The organism is Streptomyces sp. NPDC059743, from assembly GCF_042732975.1.
Lineage (GTDB): Bacteria > Actinomycetota > Actinomycetes > Streptomycetales > Streptomycetaceae > Streptomyces.
Window position 1 is genome coordinate 195,251 of sequence record NZ_JBHWGS010000014.1, and the last position, 23,763, is coordinate 219,013.

10 protein-coding genes are annotated in these 23,763 nt (G+C 66.2%); 7 read left to right on the top strand and 3 right to left on the bottom strand.

Annotated elements, in window-relative coordinates:
* Positions 1-12 precede the first annotated feature (12 nt).
* Entirely contained in the window at positions 13-2,010 is a 1,998-nt protein-coding gene (locus tag ACFV6H_RS25300) for an amino acid adenylation domain-containing protein (protein WP_385546048.1), read from the bottom strand.
* Between the two features lie 808 nt (positions 2,011-2,818).
* Between ACFV6H_RS25300 and ACFV6H_RS25305 the strand changes: the two genes are divergently transcribed.
* Complete coding sequence (locus tag ACFV6H_RS25305; RefSeq protein ID WP_385546051.1) at positions 2,819-4,489, top strand: carbamoyltransferase N-terminal domain-containing protein; 1,671 nt, start codon at positions 2,819-2,821, stop codon at positions 4,487-4,489.
* A gap of 151 nt (positions 4,490-4,640) precedes the next feature.
* On the opposite strand, the gene ACFV6H_RS25310 is transcribed toward ACFV6H_RS25305, so the two are convergent.
* Positions 4,641-5,261, bottom strand: a complete 621-nt coding sequence (locus ACFV6H_RS25310; protein ID WP_385546054.1) for a hypothetical protein — start codon at positions 5,259-5,261, stop codon at positions 4,641-4,643.
* Positions 5,262-5,474: 213 nt separating this feature from the next.
* Positions 5,475-6,920 (bottom strand): condensation domain-containing protein, encoded by a 1,446-nt coding sequence (locus ACFV6H_RS25315; protein ID WP_385546057.1) that lies wholly within the window; start codon positions 6,918-6,920, stop codon positions 5,475-5,477.
* Positions 6,921-7,207: 287 nt separating this feature from the next.
* On the opposite strand from ACFV6H_RS25315, the gene ACFV6H_RS25320 reads away from it, so the two are divergent.
* From ACFV6H_RS25320 to ACFV6H_RS25345, 6 genes are all read left to right on the top strand, one after another.
* Complete coding sequence (locus ACFV6H_RS25320; RefSeq protein WP_385546060.1) at positions 7,208-8,167, top strand: TauD/TfdA family dioxygenase; 960 nt, start codon at positions 7,208-7,210, stop codon at positions 8,165-8,167.
* A gap of 79 nt (positions 8,168-8,246) precedes the next feature.
* The gene (locus tag ACFV6H_RS25325; protein ID WP_385546063.1) at positions 8,247-9,362 is read left to right on the top strand and encodes a glycine amidinotransferase; all 1,116 of its coding nucleotides are present in this window, start codon (positions 8,247-8,249) and stop codon (positions 9,360-9,362) included.
* Between the two features lie 45 nt (positions 9,363-9,407).
* Positions 9,408-19,085, top strand: coding sequence for an amino acid adenylation domain-containing protein (locus ACFV6H_RS25330; RefSeq protein WP_385546066.1), 9,678 nt, complete (start codon positions 9,408-9,410; stop codon positions 19,083-19,085).
* Positions 19,082-20,158 (top strand): branched-chain amino acid aminotransferase, encoded by a 1,077-nt coding sequence (locus ACFV6H_RS25335; protein ID WP_385546069.1) that lies wholly within the window; start codon positions 19,082-19,084, stop codon positions 20,156-20,158. Before ACFV6H_RS25330 ends, ACFV6H_RS25335 begins: the two co-directional genes overlap by 4 nt.
* A gap of 158 nt (positions 20,159-20,316) precedes the next feature.
* Positions 20,317-21,960 (top strand): ABC transporter ATP-binding protein, encoded by a 1,644-nt coding sequence (locus ACFV6H_RS25340; RefSeq protein WP_385546072.1) that lies wholly within the window; start codon positions 20,317-20,319, stop codon positions 21,958-21,960.
* Positions 21,957-23,717 (top strand): ABC transporter ATP-binding protein, encoded by a 1,761-nt coding sequence (locus ACFV6H_RS25345; protein ID WP_385546075.1) that lies wholly within the window; start codon positions 21,957-21,959, stop codon positions 23,715-23,717. The genes ACFV6H_RS25340 and ACFV6H_RS25345 overlap by 4 nt, the downstream gene beginning before the upstream one ends.
* Positions 23,718-23,763: the final 46 nt, after the last annotated feature.

Sequence of the window (23,763 nt, forward strand, 5' to 3'; positions counted from 1 at the left end):
TGACGCGGGTACTCAGCCGGTGGTGGGTGTATGGCCGGACAGCGGCATGGCGTCGGCGAAGTCGGGGCTTGCCATGAGTTCCGCGATCGACGGGTATGCGAACAACGACGCGATGGTGATGTCAATCTGCAGGTCGGCCTCGAGCCGGTTGATCAGCTTGATGACCAGCATGCTGTTGAGGCCCAGCCGGAACAGGTCGTCTTCCAGGCCGACCCTCTCCGGTTCCACGCCGATGATCTCCGCGACGAGTGCCTGCAGCTGCGTCTCCAGTTCAGTCTGAGGGGCTGTGCCGGCGCCCTGTGCCGCAGGCTGGAGGTCACGCAGCGCTTGGGTGTCCAGTTTGCCGTTGGCCGTCATCGGCAGCTCGGTGATGTGCACAAGTGCGCTGGGGACCATGTATGCGGGCAGTTTGAGTTCCAGATGCCGCAGTAGTCCCTCGGGATCCAGCTGGGTGTCGGTGAGGTAGAAGCCGATGAGGGAGTCGACCCCGGCCGCTTCCGCCTGGCGCTCCGCAGGTTCGCCGGGCAGGACCACGCTCTGCGTCACACCAGGGCACTCGCCGATGACCGCCTCGACCTCGGCGACTTCGACCCGGAAGCCGCGGACCTTGATCTGGGAATCGTTGCGGCCGACATAGTCCAGCACGCCGTCCAAGCGCCAGCGGGCGAGGTCCCCCGTTTGGTACAGGCGGGCATTGCGCCCCTGGGGGCCGTGCGACAGGTCGGCCTTCTCCGCGTCGGTCCGGAAAGGGTTCGGGATGAACTTCTCCGCCGTCAGCTCTGGCTGGTTCAGATAGCCGCGTGCCAGCCCCGGGCCGGCGAGGAAGACCTCCCCTACGGCGCCGGTCGGCACCGGTCGCAGCGCTTTGTCCAGTACTAGCACATGTGCGTTGTCGTGGGGCCGACCGATCGCCAAGTCGAACTCCCGCACGGCGTGCGAGACCGTTGAGATGGTGGCCTCCGTGGGCCCGTACTCGTTGAACACGGGCACCTTGTTGGCCCGCGTCATCTCATGGAAGCAGGCGGAGTCGAGGGCCTCGGCTCCGACCACCAGCCGCTTCAGGCTGGGGACTTCGCCGAACCCGATGTGCTGGAAGAAGGTCGGTGTGCCGTTGATGTGCGTGACCCCGTGCGCGTTGAGGTACTCGGTGAACTCCCCGCTCCTCCCCCACAGCTGATCTGGCGTCAGCAGGAGAGTGTTTCCGGTCAGCAGGGCGAGGATCATCGGGTAGACTCCGCCGTCGAACGCGTAGTTGAGGAGTTGCAGCACGACTTCCTCACCCGGGCTGGCCATCCCGTACCGGGTGCTGCTGACGCAGACGTGGTTCACCACGGAACGGTTCTCGATCGACACCCCCTTGGGCGCGCCAGTGGTCCCGGAGGTGAAGATGACATAGGCCAGATCACTGGCACTGGCACCAGTGACACTCGGCACCGGACGGTCGCTGCCTTGTCGGGAACGCTCCCAGAGACCGTCGAAGACCCTGACGGCCATACCGTCCGAGGGCGCGGTCAACCGCTCCATGCGGCCGCGGTGCTCCTCACCGCAGAGCACCACTGGGGCAGCGGCGTCCTCCAGCATGTACCGCGCGCGGCCGTCCGGAGTTTCCGGATCGAGGGGGACATAGGCGCCGCCGGCCTTCCACACGGACATGATGGCCACGGTCATCTCGATGCTCCGGCTGAAGCACAGCATCACGAGCCGGTCGGGCCCGATGCGGTACTCCTCGATGAGATCGCAGGCCACCCGGTCGGACCATTCGTCCAGTTCCCGGTAGGTCAGCCGCACGTCACCTAACGCTACCGCGGTCGAGTCAGGAGACACGCTCGCCTGCTCGCGGAAGACGTCAGCGATGGTCTTCTCGGCCGGAAAGCGCCAGTCGGCGCCCCTGCCGAGTGCGATGAGCTTGTCCCGTTCATCGCCCGGCAGGAGGTTCAGATCACCAATCTTCATGTCGCCCTCGCAAAGTGCTGAAAACAGACAAACCTCTACTTGAGCTGTGCGTGCCACGCGCGCGAGCTGGCAGACGGAACCGGTGACTCCCCGCGGGCTGCCGCGGTGGCCTACGAGCGGGGGGTACCGAGTCTGGATGCGTGGTGCGATGCCGCAGAGGGTCTGAAACGCGGTCATTATTACAGTCAGACGGGAGAACCTGCTAAAAACCTTCACGGAACCCTGAAGGAAGCGTCTGGATTGCGCCAGGAGGGTTGAATGACTACATTCAGTGGCTTGATTTTTGGCCGAAACACCGCTCTCTGCATAATGGCCGCAACTGCCGGATGGCGAGGCCATCCGGCTCGAAACGGACATTAGCGCACGAGCGGTCAATTCGATTTCCTGAGAACGCTACCTGTCGCAACCAGGAAACGTCAACCATCAACAGGATCCCCGATGCCGCCTTCCGCACAAGGATATTTCATATTGACCGGGGGACCTTGCTGTGGAAGCATCAACGGTACCGTTGGCTGCATGCTTGGTGGCTGGCGCAGAGTAGTTCGGGGTGGCTGTAGGCAAGGGAAGAGGTCCACGATCAGTGTGGATTCTCGTCATGCAAGCTCGCCTTTCGACTCTCTCGTTTCGGCGCCGCTCCCATTTCCCAGCTCGGCGTTTCATCGCGTAAGGCTGCGGTCAGGGCACTTCCTGACGCTTTCCTGAGTATCGCGTCACCCAGTTTTCCGGAGTGGGTGACGTATTCATTTCTGATGTCAGACGGGCAGGACGGCTGTGTGGCGTGCGTCGAGTTGACCGAGTCCGCCCGCCTTGTGATGTGCCTGCCGGACTCCATGCCGCTATGCGGCCAGAAAGGTGCGGCTAACCAATGCTTATATGCGGGATTAAGGCATCGCACGATGGTGCGGTTGCCGTCATCGAAGACGGTCGCCTTCTCTTCAGCGTCGAGATCGAGAAGCTGAAGAACGGGGAACGCTACAGCTCCCTCGGGGACCTGCGACGGGTGACGGAAATCCTCGCAGCAGAGGGTCTGTCACCGAGCGATATCGATCAGTTCGTGGTCGACGGCTGGTACACAAAGGACGCCTCGGGCGAGCCGACCATTGACGTGGACGCCGACGGCCGGCCGGTGCAGCTCCGCGTCGCACCGTACCTCGAGAGCCCAGGGGACGACGGGCCGCTGCAACGTCACACCTTCAGCGGCCACGGCATCGAGGGTGCCGACGGCTATGCCAGCTTCACCCACGTAGCGAACCATCTCCTCGGCGCGTACTGCGCAAGCCCGTTCGCCGCCCGGGGAGAAGACGCATTCGTTCTGGTCTGGGACGGCGGCATCGTGCCGCGCCTCTACTGGGTCCAGGCCGCGACCCATGAGGTAACTCTGATCTCGGCCCTGATGCCCGTCACTGGAAGCAGCTTCGGGGACTTCTGCGCGCAGTTCAAACCGTACCGGCGCAACACCGACGGTCTCTCGACGGACCAGCAGATACGCCTTCATCTCTCCATCGCGGGGAAGGCGATGGCATACGCGGCCATGGGCCGGGTTGAGACCGGTGCCTTTGCCGTCCTCGATGACCTCATCGCCGAGTTTCCCGACATCACCGCCGAAAAGGACGGCGTCCTGGGAGCCAAAGTCGTCTCGAACCGGGACGAGCTGATGCCCGGTCTGTCCGACGCGGACATCATCGCCACCTATCAGGCATACCTCGGCCGCAACCTCCTTGAACGGCTCACCTCGGTGGTGGAACGCCGCTTCCCGAAGGAAAGCCGCAACCTGGTACTCAGCGGCGGCTGCGCGCTCAACATCAAGTGGAACACCGCGATTCGGGCCAGTAAGGTCTTCCAGGAGGTCTTCATCCCGCCCTTCCCCAATGACTCGGGGGCGGCGATCGGCACGGCCGTCTGCGAGATGTTCCGGCGCGGTCGGACCGTGCTGGAGTGGGATGTCCACAGCGGACCGCGGATCACCACCGGCACACTCTCCGCTGGGTGGCGGGCTCGGCCCTGCGACGAGCGGCAGCTGGCCGCCATCCTACACACCGAGGGTGAACCCGTGGTGGTCCTGTCCGGCCGGGCCGAGTTGGGCCCGCGCGCTCTGGGCAACCGGAGCATCCTGGCGCCGGCAACCGACCCCCGCATGAAAGACCGGCTCAACGCCATCAAGAACCGAGCCGCATACCGGCCCGTTGCGCCCATCTGCCTGGAGGACCGCGCGCCGGAGATCTTCACCCCCGGCACGCCCGACCCCTACATGCTCTTCGAGCACCGCATGCGGCCCGGCTGGGCCGAACGCGTGCCGGCGGTCGTTCACCTGGACGGCACCGCCCGGCTCCAGACCATCGCGCCGACGCAGGACACCGACACCGCTCGTATCCTCGCCGCCTACGCGGAGATCAGCGGAGTGCCGGTGCTGTGCAACACCAGCGCGAACCTGGAGGGACGGGGCTTCTTTCCCGACGTCGAGTCGGCGGCCCGTTGGGGCGGAACTCGTTACATCTGGTCGGAGGGGACGCTGTACACCAGCCCCGATGCAGGGTGAGGGCTGACACTCCCCGCTGTTCTGTCACATGGGCACTGGGACGCTCACAGCCGTGGGTGTCCCGGTGCCCATGTTTGCGCCGAGGGGCTTTTCGCTCCCGCAGTTGACGCCGGGCAGTTGCCCGGCGTCCTTGTTTTTGTGGAGCGTTCGGTCACTGACCGCCCGCGTAATCCGTCCTCTCGAATACCACGAAACTCATGGGAGTTCTGGTCGAAAGCACATCGATGACGGTCAGGCCGTAGTGCTCCGCGCACGTGGCGTTGGTTATCGCCACCGCGTGGCCCGAGTCGACCATTGCCCGCTGACAGGCGAGGCTGTTCGATGTGACCTGCTCGGTTTCCACGACGCTGACGCGGTCGAGCGATTGGAGAAGCTTGTTGGTGGCCGGGTGGTAGTAGATCTTCGAGAATTCGGTAGCTCGCTTTGCGTTCTGATCGGGAGCTGCCAGCACCATGTCGGGAAGCGGGGCTATGAATGCCTCCACAGCCCGCAGTGCGGGGTCGAAGAAGAATGACCGGATCTCCGGGTAGGCGCCGGCCACCAGGAGGGCGTCATGCTTCCCGGCTTTCACGTTCTCGGCGGCCGCTTCGAAAGTCGGGTACCCGAGAAGTGCACCCGACCGTCCTTGGGCCGCCCATTCCCGTCCCACGATGACGCTGCAGGTGAGTCCGGCAGGGTCATCAGCGAGCGTGGCAGCGGACCTGTAGCGGGGGACGCAGTGGGGGACGCGATCGACCTCCGTGTAGAAGGCCGGTTCAACGTTGGTTGGCATGTCCAGTTGTGTACTCAAAGACTTTACCGCTCCCGGTATGTCAGAGCTGATGTGGGGAATGAGCTTCCGGCGAAATTCCACAAAGGGAGAAGTCCGCCGGGCTTGCCATGCGTCACGGCGGCGTCGGAGCATCGCATCCGGGCTTGGAAGGCAGCACAAGCGCATCGAATAGTTGCGGTCCGTTTCCTGCGCTATGGAGGGCAGACAGCGGGGTCAGGGCGCCGCTGGGGACTCGGGCAGGCAGTCGATGAGTGCGCGTTCCAGATCGCGCAGAAAGCCTGCGATGTCGGTTGAGGCGAGCGCCGCGGTGTCGGCCCGCAGGGTGATGAAGAAGTCCGTTGAGTCACCTTGCGCGGAGAGGTAGAAGCGCTCGTTCTCCACAGGGGTTCCCTCGACATACTCGTACCGGGATTCGGCCAGCAGGCGCTCGGCGTGCGCCCTCGTGACTCCGGTGCCGACCGTTGACCGTCCCGCTGCGCCCGCGGGGCCGGGCAGTTGAAGGTTCACGACGCACGCCAGTAGCGACCGGGTCTCCTCCGGGCTGTAGGACTTGCGCAGCCTGTCGGCCAGGTCGTCGGGATCGCAGTAGCCGGCGAGGGCCGCGAGCATCCCCGCGCGATGGGTCTGGGAAATGACCTTCTGCGGTGTGCTGTCGGCTACGTCTACGACTACCGGAACTCCCTGGACAAGGGTGCCAGGGTAGCTCACCGAATCGGCGTCGAATCTGTTGCTCGCCGCCATGACGAAGCCGCAGTTCCGGCTTCCCGTCCGCTTGGCGATCAGCATTGCCGCCATGCCGTGGATGACCGATGCCGTCGTGACGCCCAACTCCGCGGCGATCTCGAGTGCTGCGACACGCACGGCGGCGGAGCGCATCGCGAACGCCTTGTACCGCGGGTTCTCTGGCCTCTGTCCGGCGTAAGGAAGGGGATCGTCCGGAAACTTGGCGAGTTCCTGCTCCCAGAACTGGATGCCGCGTGCCGAGTCCCGGGCACTCTTGGCTTCGCTTTCCTTATGTGCACGGTCCGCCGGGTGCGTGAGGTTCTCTGGAACCGATCCCTCCGTATTGGCCGGCTGCCCTCTGAGGAAAGACCGGAAATCGTCCAGGACGGACACCATGCCGTGGCAGTCCATGGCCATATGGAAGGCGCAGAGGACGACGAACTTCGGGACGCCGTCCGAGGATACAACAGCGGCCCGGAGGGAGAGTTCAGGAAGTGTGAACGGCAAGCTGTTGAACTCGGCCTCGATGGTGCGGGCCGCCGACCGGGCGTCGTCCGCTGCGACGTCTCGCACCTCGGTCCGCAGATGACCTCCGGCCAGAATCAGCTGGTGCGGTTTTCCGTCTGCGGAGACTGGGAATCGGGTGCGAAAGGTTTCGTAGCGGGTGAGGAGTGCTGTGAGGGCGCTGGACACTTGATTCATATCGATCGTGTCCGGAACTGCTACGGTGTAGGTGTCACCGAGGTCGGCGTAGTGCGGAGCGCGTGACGCCACCAAATTCCATACCCAGCGCTGACCCCATGTGAGTGGAAAGCTTCCTGACCGCTGCGCGCGAAACGGGATGCTCAGGAAGCGTGGTTCCCTGGTTAATCGCACATCTCTCCCCCGTCTGTCAGTGAGTCCAATGGGTGACTGAGGCCACATGCCGCCTCTCATTGGCAGAGAGTTTCAAGCCATAAGATGGCTTCAGGCCACCGTTAGGTGCCGAGAGGAAGCGCCTTTGTTTGAACGTAGCACGAGGATTGATCACATGTCACCGTCAAATGACTGTTGACATTGATCAACGGTGCGTTCTAGCGTTTCGATCAAGCACGGATGCCACGCGGAGTGCACGGTCACGGTTAAGGGCAGGCGAAACGGATTTTCCGGGATCACCCGTATGCAGCCGTGCGTACGGGTGTCGGCACGTGCCGCAACACTGGTGACCAGTCTAGGAGTCCAAGGTGAAGCACTCGGGCGATGGCGAGGGAATCAAGTTTGCGTCGCAGGACAGCCGTGGTCCTGTGCTGCTGAGACCGCAGGAGGGTGCGGACCCCTACTTATGGCTTGCGGAGATCCGGCCTCGCATCGACGAACTCCTCACCACCTACGGCGGTGTCGTCCTGCGCAACCTCGGACTCAATTCGGTGTCCGAGTTCAATCGGGTGGTGCAGATCTTCAGTTCTGACCTAATTGAGTACGTCCACCGCTCCACGCCCCGTACCAAGGTCGGCAGGAAGCTGTATACCGCGACGGAGTATCCCGCGGACCGGACGATACCGCTGCACAACGAGAACTCATACACCGACTCATGGCCCAGTCGAATATACTTCTACTGCGCGGTGGCCGCCGAACAGGGCGGTGAAACCCCGACAGCCGACTCGCGGCGCGTGTACCAGCGGATCGACCCGGCGGTGCGGGAAAAGTTCGAGCGCACGGGCGTGCTCTATGTCCGGAACTTCACCGACGGTATCGACCTGAGCTGGCAGGAGGTCTTCCAGACCACCGAACGTGCAGTGGTCGAAACGTACTGCGCGACGCACGGAATTGAGGTCGAATGGGGGTCGGGGAGTCCCGCTCTGCGCACTCGGCAGCATTGCCGGGCGACCCAGGCGCACCCGCACACCGGAGAACTGGTCTGGTTCAACCAGGCGCATCTCTTCCACGCCTCCGCGCTCGCGCCCGAGGAGCAGGGCTTGCTCGTCAATGAACTGGGCATCGACAACCTTCCCCGCAATGCGTTCTACGGCAACGGCGATTCGATCGAGCCGACGGTTCTGGAGCATATCCGCGAGGTGTACGAGCAGGAAAAGGTTGTCATCCCGTGGCAGCGCGGGGACATCATGGTGCTGGACAACCTTCTCTTCGCGCATGGCCGCAACCCGTACCAGGGGGCCCGCAAGACAGTCGTCGCCATGAGCTGATCCACGGCGCTGTCAGGTCTGCTGCTCACGACAAGTTCTCAAGCGCGCGACATCCTAACTCACCATCGAAGGAATTCACATGATTGCAGATTTATTCGGCAATCCCGCACAGCAGGTCGTCAATTCTCACAATGGCTGGGACCCGCTCGAAGAGGTCATCGTCGGAAGCGTGGCGAATTCGGCGAGCCCCGGCTTCGAACCAGCTCTGCGGCCCTATTTCCCAGCCCCGCAGCAGCGGGAGTTCAAGGCGGAGCGGCGCAGTGACGCGGAGATCGAGGCGGCGACCGCCCAACTGGACAATCTCGCGAGGGTACTTGAGGGCGAGAACGTCATCGTGCGCCGGCCCACGCAGACAGACTTCTTCACCGAGGTGAAGACGCCCACGTTCCAGGTGCGCAGCCAGAACACCAGCGCGTGCCCACGGGACGTCCTGCTCGTCGTCGGCGACGAGATCATCGAGGCGCCCATGGCCATGCGGAGCCGCTTCTTCGAGTACTTGCCCTACCGGGAGCTGGTGCGGGAGTACTTCCGCCAGGGCGCCAAGTGGACGGCCGCCCCCAAACCAAGCATGGCCGACGAGATGTACGTCCAGGACTTCTCCGTCGACGACGGCCCCTTCGACGCGGACGACCATCCGGCGCTGACCGGCCTGGAGCCCTCCTTCGACGCGGCGAGTTTCAGCCGCATGGGCAGGGACATCTTCTACCAGCCGGACATCGTGACAAACGACTTCGGCGCCGCCTGGCTGGCCCGGCACCTCGGCCCGGAGTACCGCCTCCACAGGGTCCGTTTCCGCGATCCTCACCCACAGCACATCGACGCGACGATGGTTCCGCTGCGTCCGGGGCTCGTCATGATCAACCCCGAACGCCCCCCGGTCGACGACACGATCGCGTTCTTCGAGGAGAACAACTGGCGGGTCATCGCCGCAGAGCCCTCGGTGCGCGGCAGCTTCTACAACACTCCGGAGATCAGCAACTGGATCTCCATGAACGTCTTCAATGTCAATGAGGAGACGATCATCTGCGAGGAGCGGGAGAAGCCGATGATCGAGCTGTTCAAGTCGCTCGGGTTCCGGGTCATCGCCATCCCCTTCGCAAACGTCTACCACTTCGGCGGCAGCTTCCACTGCTGCACCGTGGACATCCGGCGGGCGGGCAGCCGGAAGTCGTACTTCCCCACACTGAATTCCTGACTCGTCCAAGAACCCGTCCACCCCATCTCTGAGGAAGATGTGCACATGCGTCGTTCGTACGATGACTCCGCCTGGACCGCAGAGACCATGGTGCACCATCTGTTCGAGGAGCAGGTCCGTGAACAGCCCGACGCCATCGCCGTCGCCTGTGGCGACACCAGCCTGACGTACCGGGAACTCGACGACCGGGCCAATGCCCTGGCCCAGATCCTCCGGCACTCGCACGCGGTGGGACCGGAGTCCCTGGTGGTGCTGGTCCTGGAACGCAGCCCGTACGTGCTTGTCAGCATGCTCGCGGTCCTGAAGGCCGGCGGAGCGTATGTGCCCGTCTCCCCGGACAGCCCGGACGACAGGATCAGGCTCCTTCTCGAAGAAACGGCTTCCCGAGTGATCCTGACCGACGAGGTCCATCACACGCGCCTGGCGGACATCGTCGGCGGTCCGGGCGCCGTCGACGTCGTCACGGTCGATGAGGAAACCCTCGCCCAGAGGCCTCCGGCGACGGAGGAGGCGGCCCAGGACGAGCCCGTCACACCGGACCGCCTTGCGTATGTCATCTTCACCTCGGGCACGAGCGGCCGCCCCAAAGGGGTGATGGTCGAGCACCGGTCCGTCGTCAATTACCTCCGCAACGCCAGCGCTCACCTGGGCCTGTCTGCCGACGACACATGCGGCTACTCGACGCCCGTCAGCTTCGACCTAACGGTGACGACGACCCTGGCCCCACTGGCACTGGGCGGACGGGTCGCCGTCTACGACGGTTCGGTCCAGGACGTTGACGTCTACCAGGAGTTCCTGGCCAGGCACAACGTCACTTTCATCAAGCTCACGCCCGGCTACTTCGCTCTGATCGCGAACGGGCTGCACGAGACCGGCGTCCGCACTGTCGTCCTGGGCGGGGAGAAGCTCCACCAGTCGGTGCTGGAGAGGATCCGCGCACGTCCGGGGCAGGACCTAAGGGTGTACGACGAATACGGTCCCACCGAGGCGACGGTGGGGACATGCGTCGGCCTGGTCCACCCCCTGTCGGCCGACGCGGCCCCGAACATCGGCCGCCTCTACGACAACTACCAGGGCCATGTGCTCGACACCGAGGGCCGGCCAGCCCCGGCCGGCGAGGTCGGGGAGCTGTTCATCGGAGGCACCGGTGTGGCCCGGGGCTATCTCAACCAGCCAGAACTCACCGCCGAACAGTTCCCGGGGCACCTCCTCCGAGCAGCGGCGAAACACGATGCCCCCGGCCCCACCGCCGCGGACGCCGCCCACGTCCGGCTGTACCGGACGGGCGACCTGGTGCGCCAACTCCCCGGCGGGGACTTCGAGTACATCGGCCGCAACGACGACCAGGTCAAGATCCGTGGGTACCGCATCGAGCTGGGCGAGGTCGAGCATGCGATACAGACGCACGGGGACGTGTCACAGGCAGTCGTCGTCGCCCGCGTGGTCGGCGAGGAGCAGACGCCGCGCGTGCTGGTCGCCTACGTGGTGGCGGGCGAGTTCGGCTGCTCGGAGCAGGAACTGGCGCAGTACCTCGGAGGAACGCTGCCGCCCTATATGCTGCCCGCCGCATACGTCTTCCTCGACGGCCTCCCGCTGACTCCGCACGGCAAAGTGGATCGCAGCGCCCTGCCGGAACCCGAGCAGTTCCGGCAGGAGAAGCGGGTGGCCCCGCGTACCGACCTCGAACGTGCGGTGTGCGAGATCTGGTCCGAGGTACTCGGCCGCGGCGGGGAGCCGCTCGGGATCACCGACGACTTCTTCAAGCTGGGCGGTGACAGCATCATCGCCATCCAGATGCTCAGCAGGCTGCGCCAGCAGTTCGGCGTCCACCTCCTGGTCAACGAGGTACTCGACCAGGCCAACGTGGAAGCCCTTTGCGTGCTGCTGAAAATCAGGCTGAGCGAAGGTGCCGGGGCGGAGGACGGCGGCGCGGTGAGCGGGCCGGCGGCACCGGTGGGCGAGGCACCGCTCCTGCCCATCCAGAAGTGGTTCTTCGACCAGGAGTTCGCCCGGCCGGACCACTGGAACCAGGCGTTCCTTGTTGCGACCCCGCAGCTGGATCCGGAACGGCTGCGACAGGCCGTGCGTGAACTCGGGAACCGGCACAGCGAGTTCCGGCTCAGGTACCGCTATGGTGCCGACGGCGAACTCAACCAGTACTACACCGACGACTTCTGCCCCACCGACCTGGCAGTGGCCTCGGCCGACGAGACCGGGGACCTTCAGGGACTCCTCACCGCCTGGCAGAGCGACTTCGATCTGCGCAGCGGTCCCGTCTACCGCGTGGGTTATATCGACGGGCTTCCCGACGGCGACGCACGCGTGTTCATCGCCTGCCACCATCTGATCGTCGACGCCGTGGGCTGGCGGATCCTCACCGAAGAGCTGGAGGCGCTGTACCACGGGCGCGCCCTGCTTCCACCCGGCAGCAGCTACGGGCAGTGGTGCACGGCCGTCCAGCAGTATGCGGACGGACATCCGGACGAGCGGGAGTACTGGCTGCGGACCGTCGACGGCTTCGCGCAGACCGGCGACGAGGCGCTGCGCGGGCTTGTACTCAGCGAAGACACACGAACGGTGTCCGAGCTGACCCTGGACCGGGACACCAGCCGCCGTCTCCTGCGGGAGAGCCACCACACGTACCGCACGCAGATCAATGACCTTCTCCTCGCCGCGTTTGCGCACGCCCTCCGCGACATCACCGGCGAGACGGACCAATACATCCTTCTGGAGGGGCACGGCCGCGAGGAGATCGGCCCGCGGCTGGATGTGTCCCGTACCCTCGGCTGGTTCACCACGATGTTCCCCGTGCGACTGAGCGCGGGGCCGGACTGCCTCACCACTCTGCGGGACACTAAGGAGGCGCTGCGCGCGATCCCGGAGAAGGGCATCGGATACGGCGCCCTCTACGGGTATGACACCGACCAGCTGCCGCGTATCAACTTCAATTATCTCGGTCGGCTCGACAACGACAAGGTGACGGGCCTGGAGGCCCGCTGGCGGATCACCCGGGAGGACGTGGGCGTCGCCGTCCACTCGGCCAACCGAGACGGCAACATCATGACGATCAACGGCTGGGTCGTCGACGGCCGGCTCACCTTCACCATCGCGAACAAGCTCGGGCAGGAGACGGGCGACCGTTTGGCCCGCCGATTCGAGCAGTGGCTGGCCGGTTTCGTCGAAGAGCTGTCGGGTGTGGAGCGGACGTACCTCACGCCATCGGACGTGGATCACGTGGTCCGTCCGGACTCTCTCGACGAGCTGCAGTCCGACCGTGAAATCGATGGCGTCTACCTGGCCAACAGCCTGCAGCAGGGCTTCATTTACCACGCCCTGACGCAGAACAGGACCGATGACGCCTACATCGTCCAGATGATGTGGAGCTATGCCACCGAGATCGATTCGCGGCTTCTGCACGAGGCGTGGTCCGCCGCACAGCGCACGTACCCGAGCCTGCGGCTGCGCTTCGGATGGCAGGACGATCTGGTGCAGGTCATCGACGCGAAAGGCACGGTGGACTGGCGCTACCACGACCTGAGCCACGAATCCGCCGACCGCCGGGCCGAATCACTGAATGGGATACGGGAAGGGGACCGGGCAGAGCCCTACGACCTCGGCGACGGCTCGCTGTTCCGTATCCATCTGGTGCGGCTGGGGGACGGCCACTATACCTGTCTGTTCAGCCACCATCACTCGATACTAGACGGCTGGAGCATCACCGTCCTGCTGGGTTTTGTGCATGACACCTATCAGGCCCTGCTCTCCGGCCTGCCCGTGCACAGCACCCCGGACCGCAGCTATGGGGCAGCACAGCGATACCTGCAAGAGCACCATCTGGACGAGGCCGCGTTCTGGCGTGAATACCTCGCCGGCTACGAGGACCGGTTGGACCTGCGGGGGCTGTTGAGCCCCGCAGCGCGGGCAGGCGGAGTACGGATCGACGAGGTCCGGCGGGTCGAGGACATGCGGGAAATCGCCGTCACCGTGTCCGGGGACCAGCTCGAAGAGGTGCGGCGGCTGGCACAAGAGTCGGGTGTCACCGCGAACGCGCTCTTCCTCAGCCTCTGGCACAAGGCACTGGCCTGCTACAGCGGATCGCGGCAGACCATCACCGGTGTCGTCGTCTCCGGCCGCAATATTCCGACGAACGACGTCGACCGCACCGTCGGCCTGCTGATCAACACCCTGCCGCTGGTGCTGACGAGCGGCGCTCCGGATGAGCCGGTCGTGGACACCCTCCGCGATGTACAGCGCCAGATCAATGAGCTGAACGCTCGGAGCACCGTCAACCTGGCCACGCTGCACGAGGGATCGAACCGGCTGTTCGACTCGCTCTTCATCTACGAGAACTGGCCCAAGATCAGCCCCGACGGCTGGCAGAAGGCGCTCTCGGTACGGAATGCGCAGGAGTTCGAGAAACTCGACTACCCGCTGTCCATGATCGTCTCCGAGACGCCCGATAACATCAGGCTCCGTCTGGCGTACGCCGCCGAACTCTTCGACGCAGACCTGGCCGAAGAGATGCTGCGGATACAGCGTCATCTGCTGGACGAACTACTCGCGGGCGCCCGACGTCCCTGGAGCGAGATCCAGCTGCTGACCGAGGAAGCACGCACGGAGGTCACCGGCATCCTCAATCCGCCGGCGGCGGAATCTGCCACAGCCGGGACCTTCCTCGACCGCTTCGAGGCCCAGGCGGAACGGTGGCCGGATCGCACCGCCGTGAGCTGCGAGGGCGCGAGCCTCACCTACCGCTCCCTGAACGAGCGCGCCAATCGGCTCGCGTATTTGCTGTCCGGGCCGGACGGCCTCGACCCCGAGGAACCGGTCATTGTCTGCATGGACAAGGGCATCGGCCTCATGGTGTCGCTCCTGGCCGTGGCCAAGGCCCGTGGCGCGTACGTACTGCTGGACCCGAGCTACCTGGACGAGCGGATCACCTACATCCTGACCGATACGAGGGCCAAGACGGTCCTCACCACCCGCCGCGACGCGGCGCGTCTGGCCGGCCTCGGCGATCCGGGCCAGACCCCGGCGGTCCTTGCCCTGGACACCCAGGAGACGGACGCCATGCTCGCCGCGGCGTCGCCCGCCAACCCCGCTTCGCGGCCCGCCGCCGACGACCTGATGTACGTCCTCTACACCTCTGGCACCACGGGCATTCCCAAGGGGGTCATGGTCGAGCACGGGTCGTTCAACCTGCTCGTCTCCCAAGCACGCGAGCAGTACTTCGCGGACCGGGAGACTGTCAGCACATGCAGCCTCACCAATCACGTATTTGACATCTTCGGCCTGGAATACGGCCTGCCGCTGAGCACCGGCGGCACGGTCGACCTCGCCGTCGGGATCCCGGAAACCCTGGACTGCGGGCCGTACGACTTCGTACAGGCGACGCCCACCGTGTGCGATGTTCTGCTGGACCGGCTGACAAATACCGACGGCACACTGCTGTTCGTCGGCGGAGAGAAGCTGGATCAGGAACTTCTCGACCGGGTGATGGCAGCCTCGTTGGACCTCGTCCATGTCTACGGGCCGACCGAGACGACGATTTGGTCCACCTCCTGGCTCTACCGGTACACCGAGCCGCGCGACGGGCTGCCGGTCAATCTGGGAAGGCCGTTCGGCAATGAGACCGTCCACGTTCTGGACGCATTCCACCGGACGCTTCCCGTGGGCGCGGTCGGTGAACTCCACATCGGCGGCGGGGGACTGGCCCGCGGCTATCTCAACAGGGACGACCTCACCGCCAAGCGGTTCGTCACCCCCTCGCCGACCACCACGGGCGGCGCCGCTCCGGGCCGGCTCTACCGCACCGGAGACTTCGTACGGCTCCTTCCCGGCGGGGTGCTGGAGTTCGTCGGGCGCAATGACGCCCAGGTCAAGATCCACGGGCATCGGATCGAACTCGGGGAGATCGAGGCGGCTCTTCTGCGCCATCCCGCAGTCCGGCAGGCCGTTGTTGTGGTCAAGGACATCGGCCGTCCAGTACTCATGGGCTACTACGTCTCCGAGAGCGCCCCGGACGCCGACGAACTGACCGACTTTCTCCGGCGGAACCTGGCGGCGCACATGGTGCCGGCCGCCTGCGTCCGGCTCACCGCCCTGCCGCGCACCATCAGCGGCAAGGTGGACCGCGCGGCACTGCCCGAGCCGGAGTTCGCCAGTACGCCGAGGGTCACACCGCCCCGCTCGCGCCTGGAAGCCGACCTGTGCACGGCCATCGCCGGCCTGCTCGGGCTGCGGACGGAGGAGGTCGGCATCGACGACGACTTCTTCCAGCTCGGCGGCAACAGCATCCTCTCCATCAAGCTCGTCTCGGTGCTCCGGCGCGAACTCGGCCTGGAGGTGACCGTCGCACACCTCCTGGAGAGCAGGACGGTCAGGGCGTTCGTCGAAGGTCTCGAAATCCGGCGCTCCCACCTCGCCGACGTCACCTCCACGGACTTCGACCGGCCGGAGGACCAACTGCTGTCCTTCGCCCAGGAGCGCCTCTGGTTCATTGAGAAGTTCGAACGCGGAACCCATGCTTACAACGTGCCACTCGTCCTCAAGGTCGCCGAACACGTCGACACCGACATCCTGCTGGCCGGCGTGCGCGCGGTGGTCGAGCGCCACGAGATCCTGCGGACTCTCATCAAGGAGACCCGGGACGGCGTCGGGTACCAGGTCGTGCGGGACATTGACGAGGTGCCGCAGCCTCCCGTCATCCGGGTGTCCGGCACCGAAGCCCTGCACGAGAACCTGCGGGGAGATGTGGAGCGGGTCTTCGACCTCGCGAACGAGGGCCCGCTGCATATGCGGCTCTACGAGGTGGCACAGCCCCCGGCCCGATACCTGGCGTTCGTGGTCCACCACATCGCCTTCGACGGCTGGTCGACCGATGTGCTGCTGGAAGACCTGACGGCCGCGTACGCCCTGCTGGAGCAGGCATCGCCGGGGACCGGCCTCGCGCGGCGCCTGCCCGCCCCGGAGCTGCATTACAAGGACTTCGCCGCCTGGCAGCGGCGGTATCTCACCGGTGAACGAGCCGCCGCGCTCGTACGGTTCTGGGAGGAGAAGCTCCAGGGGTGTGCCAGCCTGGACCTCGTTCCGGACCGGCCACGGCCGGACAGCATCGACTACCGGGGCTCGGACCTCTTCCTCACCGTCGACGCAGAGGTGTCGCGCGGGCTCCGGCAGCTGGCGCAGGAGGTGCGGGTCAGCCTCTTCAGCCTGCTGCTGAGCGTCCACCACCTCGCCCTGCGCTGTTTCAGCCACCAGGACGACATCGTCGTCGGCGTGCCGGTCGCGAACCGGGACCATCCCGGGCTGGAACGCCTCGTCGGATTCTTCATCAACACCTTGCCGCTGCGGGTGCGTATCGACCCCGCCGGGACCGTCGTCGACCATGTCGAGGCGACTTCTCGCGAGGTCATGGATCTGCTCCTGCACCAGGAACTGCCTTTCGAGCAGCTGCTGACGGCACTGGACGTTCCCCGTGACATGAGCCGACACCCGGTCTTCCAAGTCGCCTTCAGCGTGCAGAGCTTCGGCTCTCCGCCGCCCAGCCAGGGTGACCAGCCACGCGAGACCGTGCGGACGACGTCTTTGACCCGTGAGCTGTACAAGGTCGCGAGGTTTGACCTCAGCACATCCGTCGACGACTCGCGTGACGAGCTTGAGGTCAATGTCAACTACGCCACCGGTCTGTTCGACCACGCGACCATCGAGAGCTTCGGGGAAACCTATGTCCATCTCCTCCGGCAGATCGCAGACCTCGCCGGGAACGAGCGGGCGCGGCGACAGCTGTCGATCCCGGACCTGACGTACCAGCGGTACGACGACACCGCCCGCCCCAGCGATGGCCGGATGCGGCCCGTCTATGTGCTGGACAGTCAACTCCGGCCGCTGCCCGTCGGCGCCGTGGGGGAGCTGTACATCGGTGGCGCGGGACCGGCGCACGCGGACGGTTCAGGGAACGAGCGTCTCTACAAGAGCGGTGACCTGGTGCGTTGGGCCCCGGACGGCAGTCTCCGGCCCGCCGGCCGGAGCGACGCCCGGGCCGAGGCGCCGCCCGCCCCGACGGCGGGCCCCCAGCTCACCGGAGACGGCGAGTTCACCGCTCCCCGGAACGGCATGGAAGAGAAGGCACGGGACATCATGGCCGATGTCCTGGCAATCGATCCCGAGAGGATCAGCGTCCATGACGACTTCTTCAAGCTGGGCGGCAACAGCCTCCTGTCGATCAAGCTGGTCAGCCGGCTGACCTTCGAGTTGGACATCGATATCAGCATCGCCGCGATCTTCCGGTACCGGACGGTGGCCGGCCTGGTGGAGAGCCTCAAGACCGTGGCCGCTAAGCCCGTGCCGATCGAGTCGGCCCGGACGTCGGACACGTCGGAGCAGCCTCTGTCGTTCGCGCAGGAACGGCTGTGGTTCATCGACCAGTACGAGCAGGGCACCGATGTGTACAACATCCACCTCTGCTACGAGATTCTGCCGGGTGTCGAAGTGCCAGTGCTGGAGCGCTGCTTCCGCGCCGTCCACGAGCGCCATGAGGTACTCAGGACAGTGATCCGGCGCTCCGCCGGCGGGGATCCCCACCAGGTGGTGCTGGACCACCGCCAAGTGCCCCTCGTCGTCCGGCACATCAGCAGCGCCAACGAAGAGGAGCTGGCCGCCGAGGCCAGGGCGGAAGCCACCCACCGCTTCGACCTGGGCCGGGAGGCGCCCGTCCGAATCACCTTCTACCAGCAGGGCGAAGGCAGTAAACGGCGTGCGTTCGTGGGCATCCTGGTGCACCACATAGCCTTCGACGGCTGGTCAGCCGATCTCCTGCTGCACGAACTGACGGCATTCCACCAGTACTTCACGCAGTCTGCGGCCGATGGGCGAGCGAGCCTCGGCCTGCCCGCGCTCACCGTTCAATACCGTGACTTCGCGGCCTGGGAGCGCAGCAGGCTGAGCGGCGACCGACTCGGCAAACTGCAGGCGTACTGGCGGAACCGGCTGGAAGGCCGGCAGCCGTTGGAGCTGCCGACCGACCGGCCGCGGCCGAGGAAGGTGGACTACCGGGGCGGGCAGCTCGCTGTCGAACTGGAGGAGGAGACCACGACGGCGCTGCGGCGGCTGGCACAGGAGACGGATACCAGTCTCTTCAGCGTGCTGCTCGCCGCCTACTACCTGCTGCTCCAGACGTATACGAACCGCAGCGACCTGGTCGTCGGCATTCCGGCGTTCAACCGGACGCACCGGCATACCCACGACCTGATCGGCTACTTCGTCAACTCGCTCGCCCTCGACTTCGACATCGACGGCGAGGACGACGTCCAGGCGCTGATCAACAAGGTCGCCGCGCGTGTGATCGAGGCCCAGGAACACCAGGAGCTGCCGTTCGAGCGGCTGGTGGGTCATCTGAATCTGCCGGCCGACCCCAGCCGCCACCCGCTGTTCCAGGTCTGGTTCGACGTGAACTCCTTCGCGGAGGCGGATGCGAACCGGGCCCACGATGCCGGACGGCCCGAACAGGGGCTGCTGCGCACACACGATCTCAGCGGCTGCGCAGCCGACGGGCAGTCGCTCACGGTCGCCAAGTTCGACCTCGGGCTGGTGGTCAACGACGGTGGCGAGGCTCTCATCTGTACCTTCAGCTACGCCACGAGCCTTTTTGAGGAGAGCACCGTGGACAGGTTCGCGGCCACCTATCGGTCGATCCTCGAGCTGTTCGCGGGAGGGAACCGGTGAGCGCCGACTTCCCCCTGTCCCGGACGGCACATCCCGCACCGGAGGCCGAACGCACCCAGATACTCAGCGCGCCCGTGTTCGGCCGGTACTTCACCGATCACATGGCCTTCGCCTCATGGACACCGGAGAGCGGATGGCACGACCGGGGAATCGGCCCGCTCAAACCCTTCACGTTTCACCCGGGCACCGCCGTCCTGCACTACGCGCAGGAAATCTTCGAAGGACTCAAGGCATACCGGCACGCCGACGACAGCGTCTGGCTGTTCCGTCCGGAGGCCAACGCCCGCCGCTTCGCCCGTTCCGCACGGCGCCTGGCGCTGCCGGAGCTGCCGGCCGAGGACTTCCTGGCCAGTGTGGAAGGGCTGATCCGCGCGGATGAGCCCTGGGTCCCTGGGCCTCACGGTGAGCAGAGCCTGTACCTGCGGCCCTTTATGTTCGCCTCCGACCCGTTCCTCGGCCTGCGGCCCGCCAGACAGGTCGAATACTCGGTGATCGCAACCCCGACCGGCTCCTACTACTCCTCCGGCATCACGCTATGGGTGAGCGACCAGTACACCCGCGCGGCCAGGGGTGGCACCGGTGCGGCCAAGTGCGGCGCCAACTACGCCGCGGGCCTGGCCGCGCAGGCCGAAGCCCAAGAGCGCGGCTGCGACCAGGTCCTGTACCTGGACAGCGCGGGGGAGGGAAAGCTGGAGGAGTCCGGCACGATGAACCTGTGCCTGGTCACCTCTGACGGCCGGCTGGTCACGCCCGCCCTGGGCACGATCCTCGAAGGGGTGACCCGCGACAGCGTTCTCACGCTGGCCACCGACTTCGGCCTGGTTCCGGAGGAGCGGGCGGTCACGCTGGACGAACTGCGTTCCAGGGCCGAGGAGGGCACCGTCACCGAGGTGTTCGCCGTCGGCACGGCCGTAGTGGTCACCCCGGTCGTGGCGTTCAAGGGAGATGGCTACGAGTTCGTCATCGGCAACGGCACGCCCGGAAAGCAGACGATGGCGCTGCGGGAGCATGTGCTGGACATCCAGCACGGCCGGGCGCAGGACACACATGGCTGGATGCGGCGAGTGATCTGAAAACTCGACTGACCGGCGCATCAACCGACGGGAGCAGCGTGAGCAGGACCATAACGACGGCGTCGATCACTGACGCACCGGCCCGGAGCGGGGCTGCCGCGATCCCCGGCTCCGCACTGAAGTTGTTGTTCCGGGGAATCCGTCGCAACAGAGCCGGTGTGACGCGCTCCTTCGGCCTGCTGGCGGCGTGGCAGCTGTCCGAGGCGATGGTGCCCGTGGTGGTCGGTCTGGTCATCGACCATGCGGTGGCGGGGGGAAGCGCCACCACCCTCGCCCTGTGGGGCATCGCGCTGGTCGGGGTGTTCGCCTCGCTGATGTTCACCTACCGCTGGGGTGCCGCCGAGGCGTACCGGATCGATCAGCGGGAGAACCACCGGCTCCGGGGCGAGATCGCCCACCACGTACTGCGGCCGCTCGGTGCGCGCACCGGCACCCTCTCCGGCGGCACCCTCTCCCTGGCCACCGTCGACACGGCGAGTGTGGGCGGCCTGGCCCGGTCCATGGGCAATACGTTCGCCTCGGCGGTCGCGGTGCTGGTGAGCGCCGCCGTCCTGTTGCGCATCGACATCGCGATCGGGCTCGCCGTGCTGCTCGGCGTACCGCTCGTGCTGGGGATCATCCAGTTCGTCACGCCCGTGCTGTCCCGCCGCGACCGCGACCAGCGGACCGAGATCGCCAGAAGCAGTGGCACCGCGGCGGACCTGGTGCGCGGCCTGCGCGTCCTCAAGGGCATCGGCGCGGAGGACGAAGCCGCCGCACGCTACCGGGCACAGAGCCAGGTCGCCAGAGCGGCCAGCGTCCGGCTCGCCGGCTCCCACGGCGTGATGGAGAGCGTCACCACCGGGCTCAGCGGACTCTTCCTGGCCGGTGTCACCCTGCTCGCGGGCAAGCGGGCGCTGGAAGGCACCATCACCGTCGGACAGCTGGTCGCCATCGTCGGCCTCACTCAGTTCCTCGCGGTGCCCGTCCAGGCCCTCGGCCGGATCGGCGCGAAGATTGCGGCCGCATACGCCTCAGCGTCCCGGATCGTCGACTTCCTGCACACGCCGCCACTGCTGGCCGACGGTTTCGCGGAGCCACCGCTCGGCCCGGCCCCGGCAGTCTCCCTCAACGACGTGACCACCGGCGCCCTGAACGGGTTCACCCTTGCCTCCCGGCCGGGTGAACTGCTCTGCCTCGTCGTGGACGACCCGGCCGTCACCCGGACCCTCGTGGGCCTGCTCACCGGTGAGATACAGGGCGCGGACATCACCGGCGAGGTCCTGCTCGACGGCGTCGCGATCAGCAATCTGAGCCTGCGAGCACGCGCCCAACGCCGTCTGGTGAACCCCCATCACACCGAACTTCTGGAAGGCACGTTGCGCAGCAACCTCGATCCGGACAGCCGACACAGCCACACCGATCTCGTGGACATCCTCGGCGCGACATCGGCGCAGGACATCATCAACCTCGACGAAAAGGGCCTGGATCAGCGGGTTACGCCCTCGGGGACAACCTACTCCGGCGGCCAACGACAGAGGATCACGCTGGCCAGAGCGCTGGCGGCCGATCCTCCGGTCTTGCTGCTCGACAACCCGACCACCGCGGTGGACGCGGTCACCGAACAGCACATCGCCCGCGGAATCAGCGCCCTGCGCCATGACCCGGTGAGCACGCGCATCACGTGGATCATCACCACGAGCCCCGCGCTGCTCACCCAGGCGGAGCGTGTGGTGTTCGTGGCCGGCGGCCGCGTCGTCGAGGAGGGCACCCACCAGGAGCTGCTCGGCCGACCCGCCTACCAGGAGCTGGTGCTGCGGTGAGCCGGGACCTGCTGCCGATCGGAACCTACCGGGAGACCTTTGCCTTTCTCGGCCGTATGGTGTGGGGCAACGGCAACCGGCGGGCGACCGTGACCACGGCCCTCGCGATTGTGCTGGGGAGCGCCTCCGGCCTTGTGGCGCCCTGGGTTCTCGGAACGATCGTCGATGACATCCGCGCCGGGCGGGACACCATCCTTTCCTCAGCACTGATCATCGCCGCCGCGACGGTGGTGTCCGCGCTGCTCGGAGGCATGGCGGTGGCCGCGCTGGCGCGGGCGGGCGAGCCGACTCTGGCCGAGTTGCGGGAGCGTGTGCTCGTCCGGGCGCTGCACCTGCCCGCAGACCGGATAGAGCGGGCCAGCACAGGGGACCTGCTCTCCCGGCTCTCCGACGACGTGCGGACCGTGTCGGAAGGGCTGAACAACGTCGTACCGATCGTCCTGAACTCGGCCGTCACCGTTGCGTTCACCTCCGTGGGTGTGCTGGCCCTGGACTGGCGTCTGGGGCTGGCCATGCTCATGGCGGTGCCGCTGTATGTGTTCGGGCTGAGGTGGTTCCTGCCGCGCTCCGAGCGGTTGTACCGCGAGCAGAAGGTCGCGCAGGGAGAGCGCGCCGAGGCGCTCCTCACGGGCCTCAACGCCGCTCCGACGGCCCGAGCCTTCGGGATCGGGAGCGGACTGCTCCGGCGGATCGAGGACACCTCCGACGGGGCCGTCGGTGTCTCCGTCTCCGTGTACCGGCTCACGCTCCGCTTCCTGAACCGGAACAACCTGGCGGAACTCTTCGGACTGGCTATGGTCCTCGGTCTCGGGTTCCTCCTCGTGCGCAACGACCTCACCACCGTCGGCGTCGTCACCGCGGCGGCGCTGTACTTCCTCCGCCTCTTCACTCCCATCGGAGGACTGCTCTTCACCTTCGACCAGTTCCAGGCGATCGGCTCCGCGCTGGCACGGCTCGTCGGCATCGCGACGATGCCGACCGCCCCAGATGCCCGTCCGGCCACCGGGCCCGGGGACGTCGTACTCTCGGGGATCGGCCATCAGTATGTGCCGGGCAAACCGGTCCTACGCGATGTCGACCTGCGGATCGCCGCTGGTGAGCGGGTCGCTCTCGTCGGTGTCACCGGAGCCGGCAAGACGACGCTGGGCGCGATCGCCGCCGGGGTACTCCGGCCGACGCAGGGAACGGTGACGGCTGCCGGTGTTCCCTACGATCCCGAGCGGACCAGGGCGGGCTCAGGCGTCTTCCTGGTCACCCAGGACGTTCATGTCTTCGCCGGGACCGTAAGGGAATCGCTCACACTGGTGAGGCCCGAGGCTTCGGATGAGGAAGTCCGGCATGCCCTGGTCGTGACGCTGGCTGACCAGTGGGTCACGGCGCTCCCCGAGGGCCTGGACACCGTCATCGGCGATCAGGGGCATCACCTGACACCAGACCAGATACAGCAACTCGCCGTGGCCCGCATCGTGTTGAGTGACCCATGGTTCGTCGTGCTGGACGAGGCCACCGCGGAGGCCGGTTCGACGGGCGCCCTCCTGCTGGAGAAGGCCGCCGAAGCGGCGATGCGCGGCCGTACCGCTCTTGTGGTGGCACACCGGCTGGCCCAGGCCCGGTCGGCCGACCGCATCCTTGTGATGCACGACGGAGCCATCACCGAACAGGGAACCCACGACGAACTGCTCGCAGTCAACGGCCGTTACGCCGAACTCTGGCGAGCCTGGTCGGACCGCCACACGGTGGTCGGCCGGCAGCCCTAGCAGTGCACATCGGCAGAGCAGGACAGGAGACTCATGGAGTGCGGTC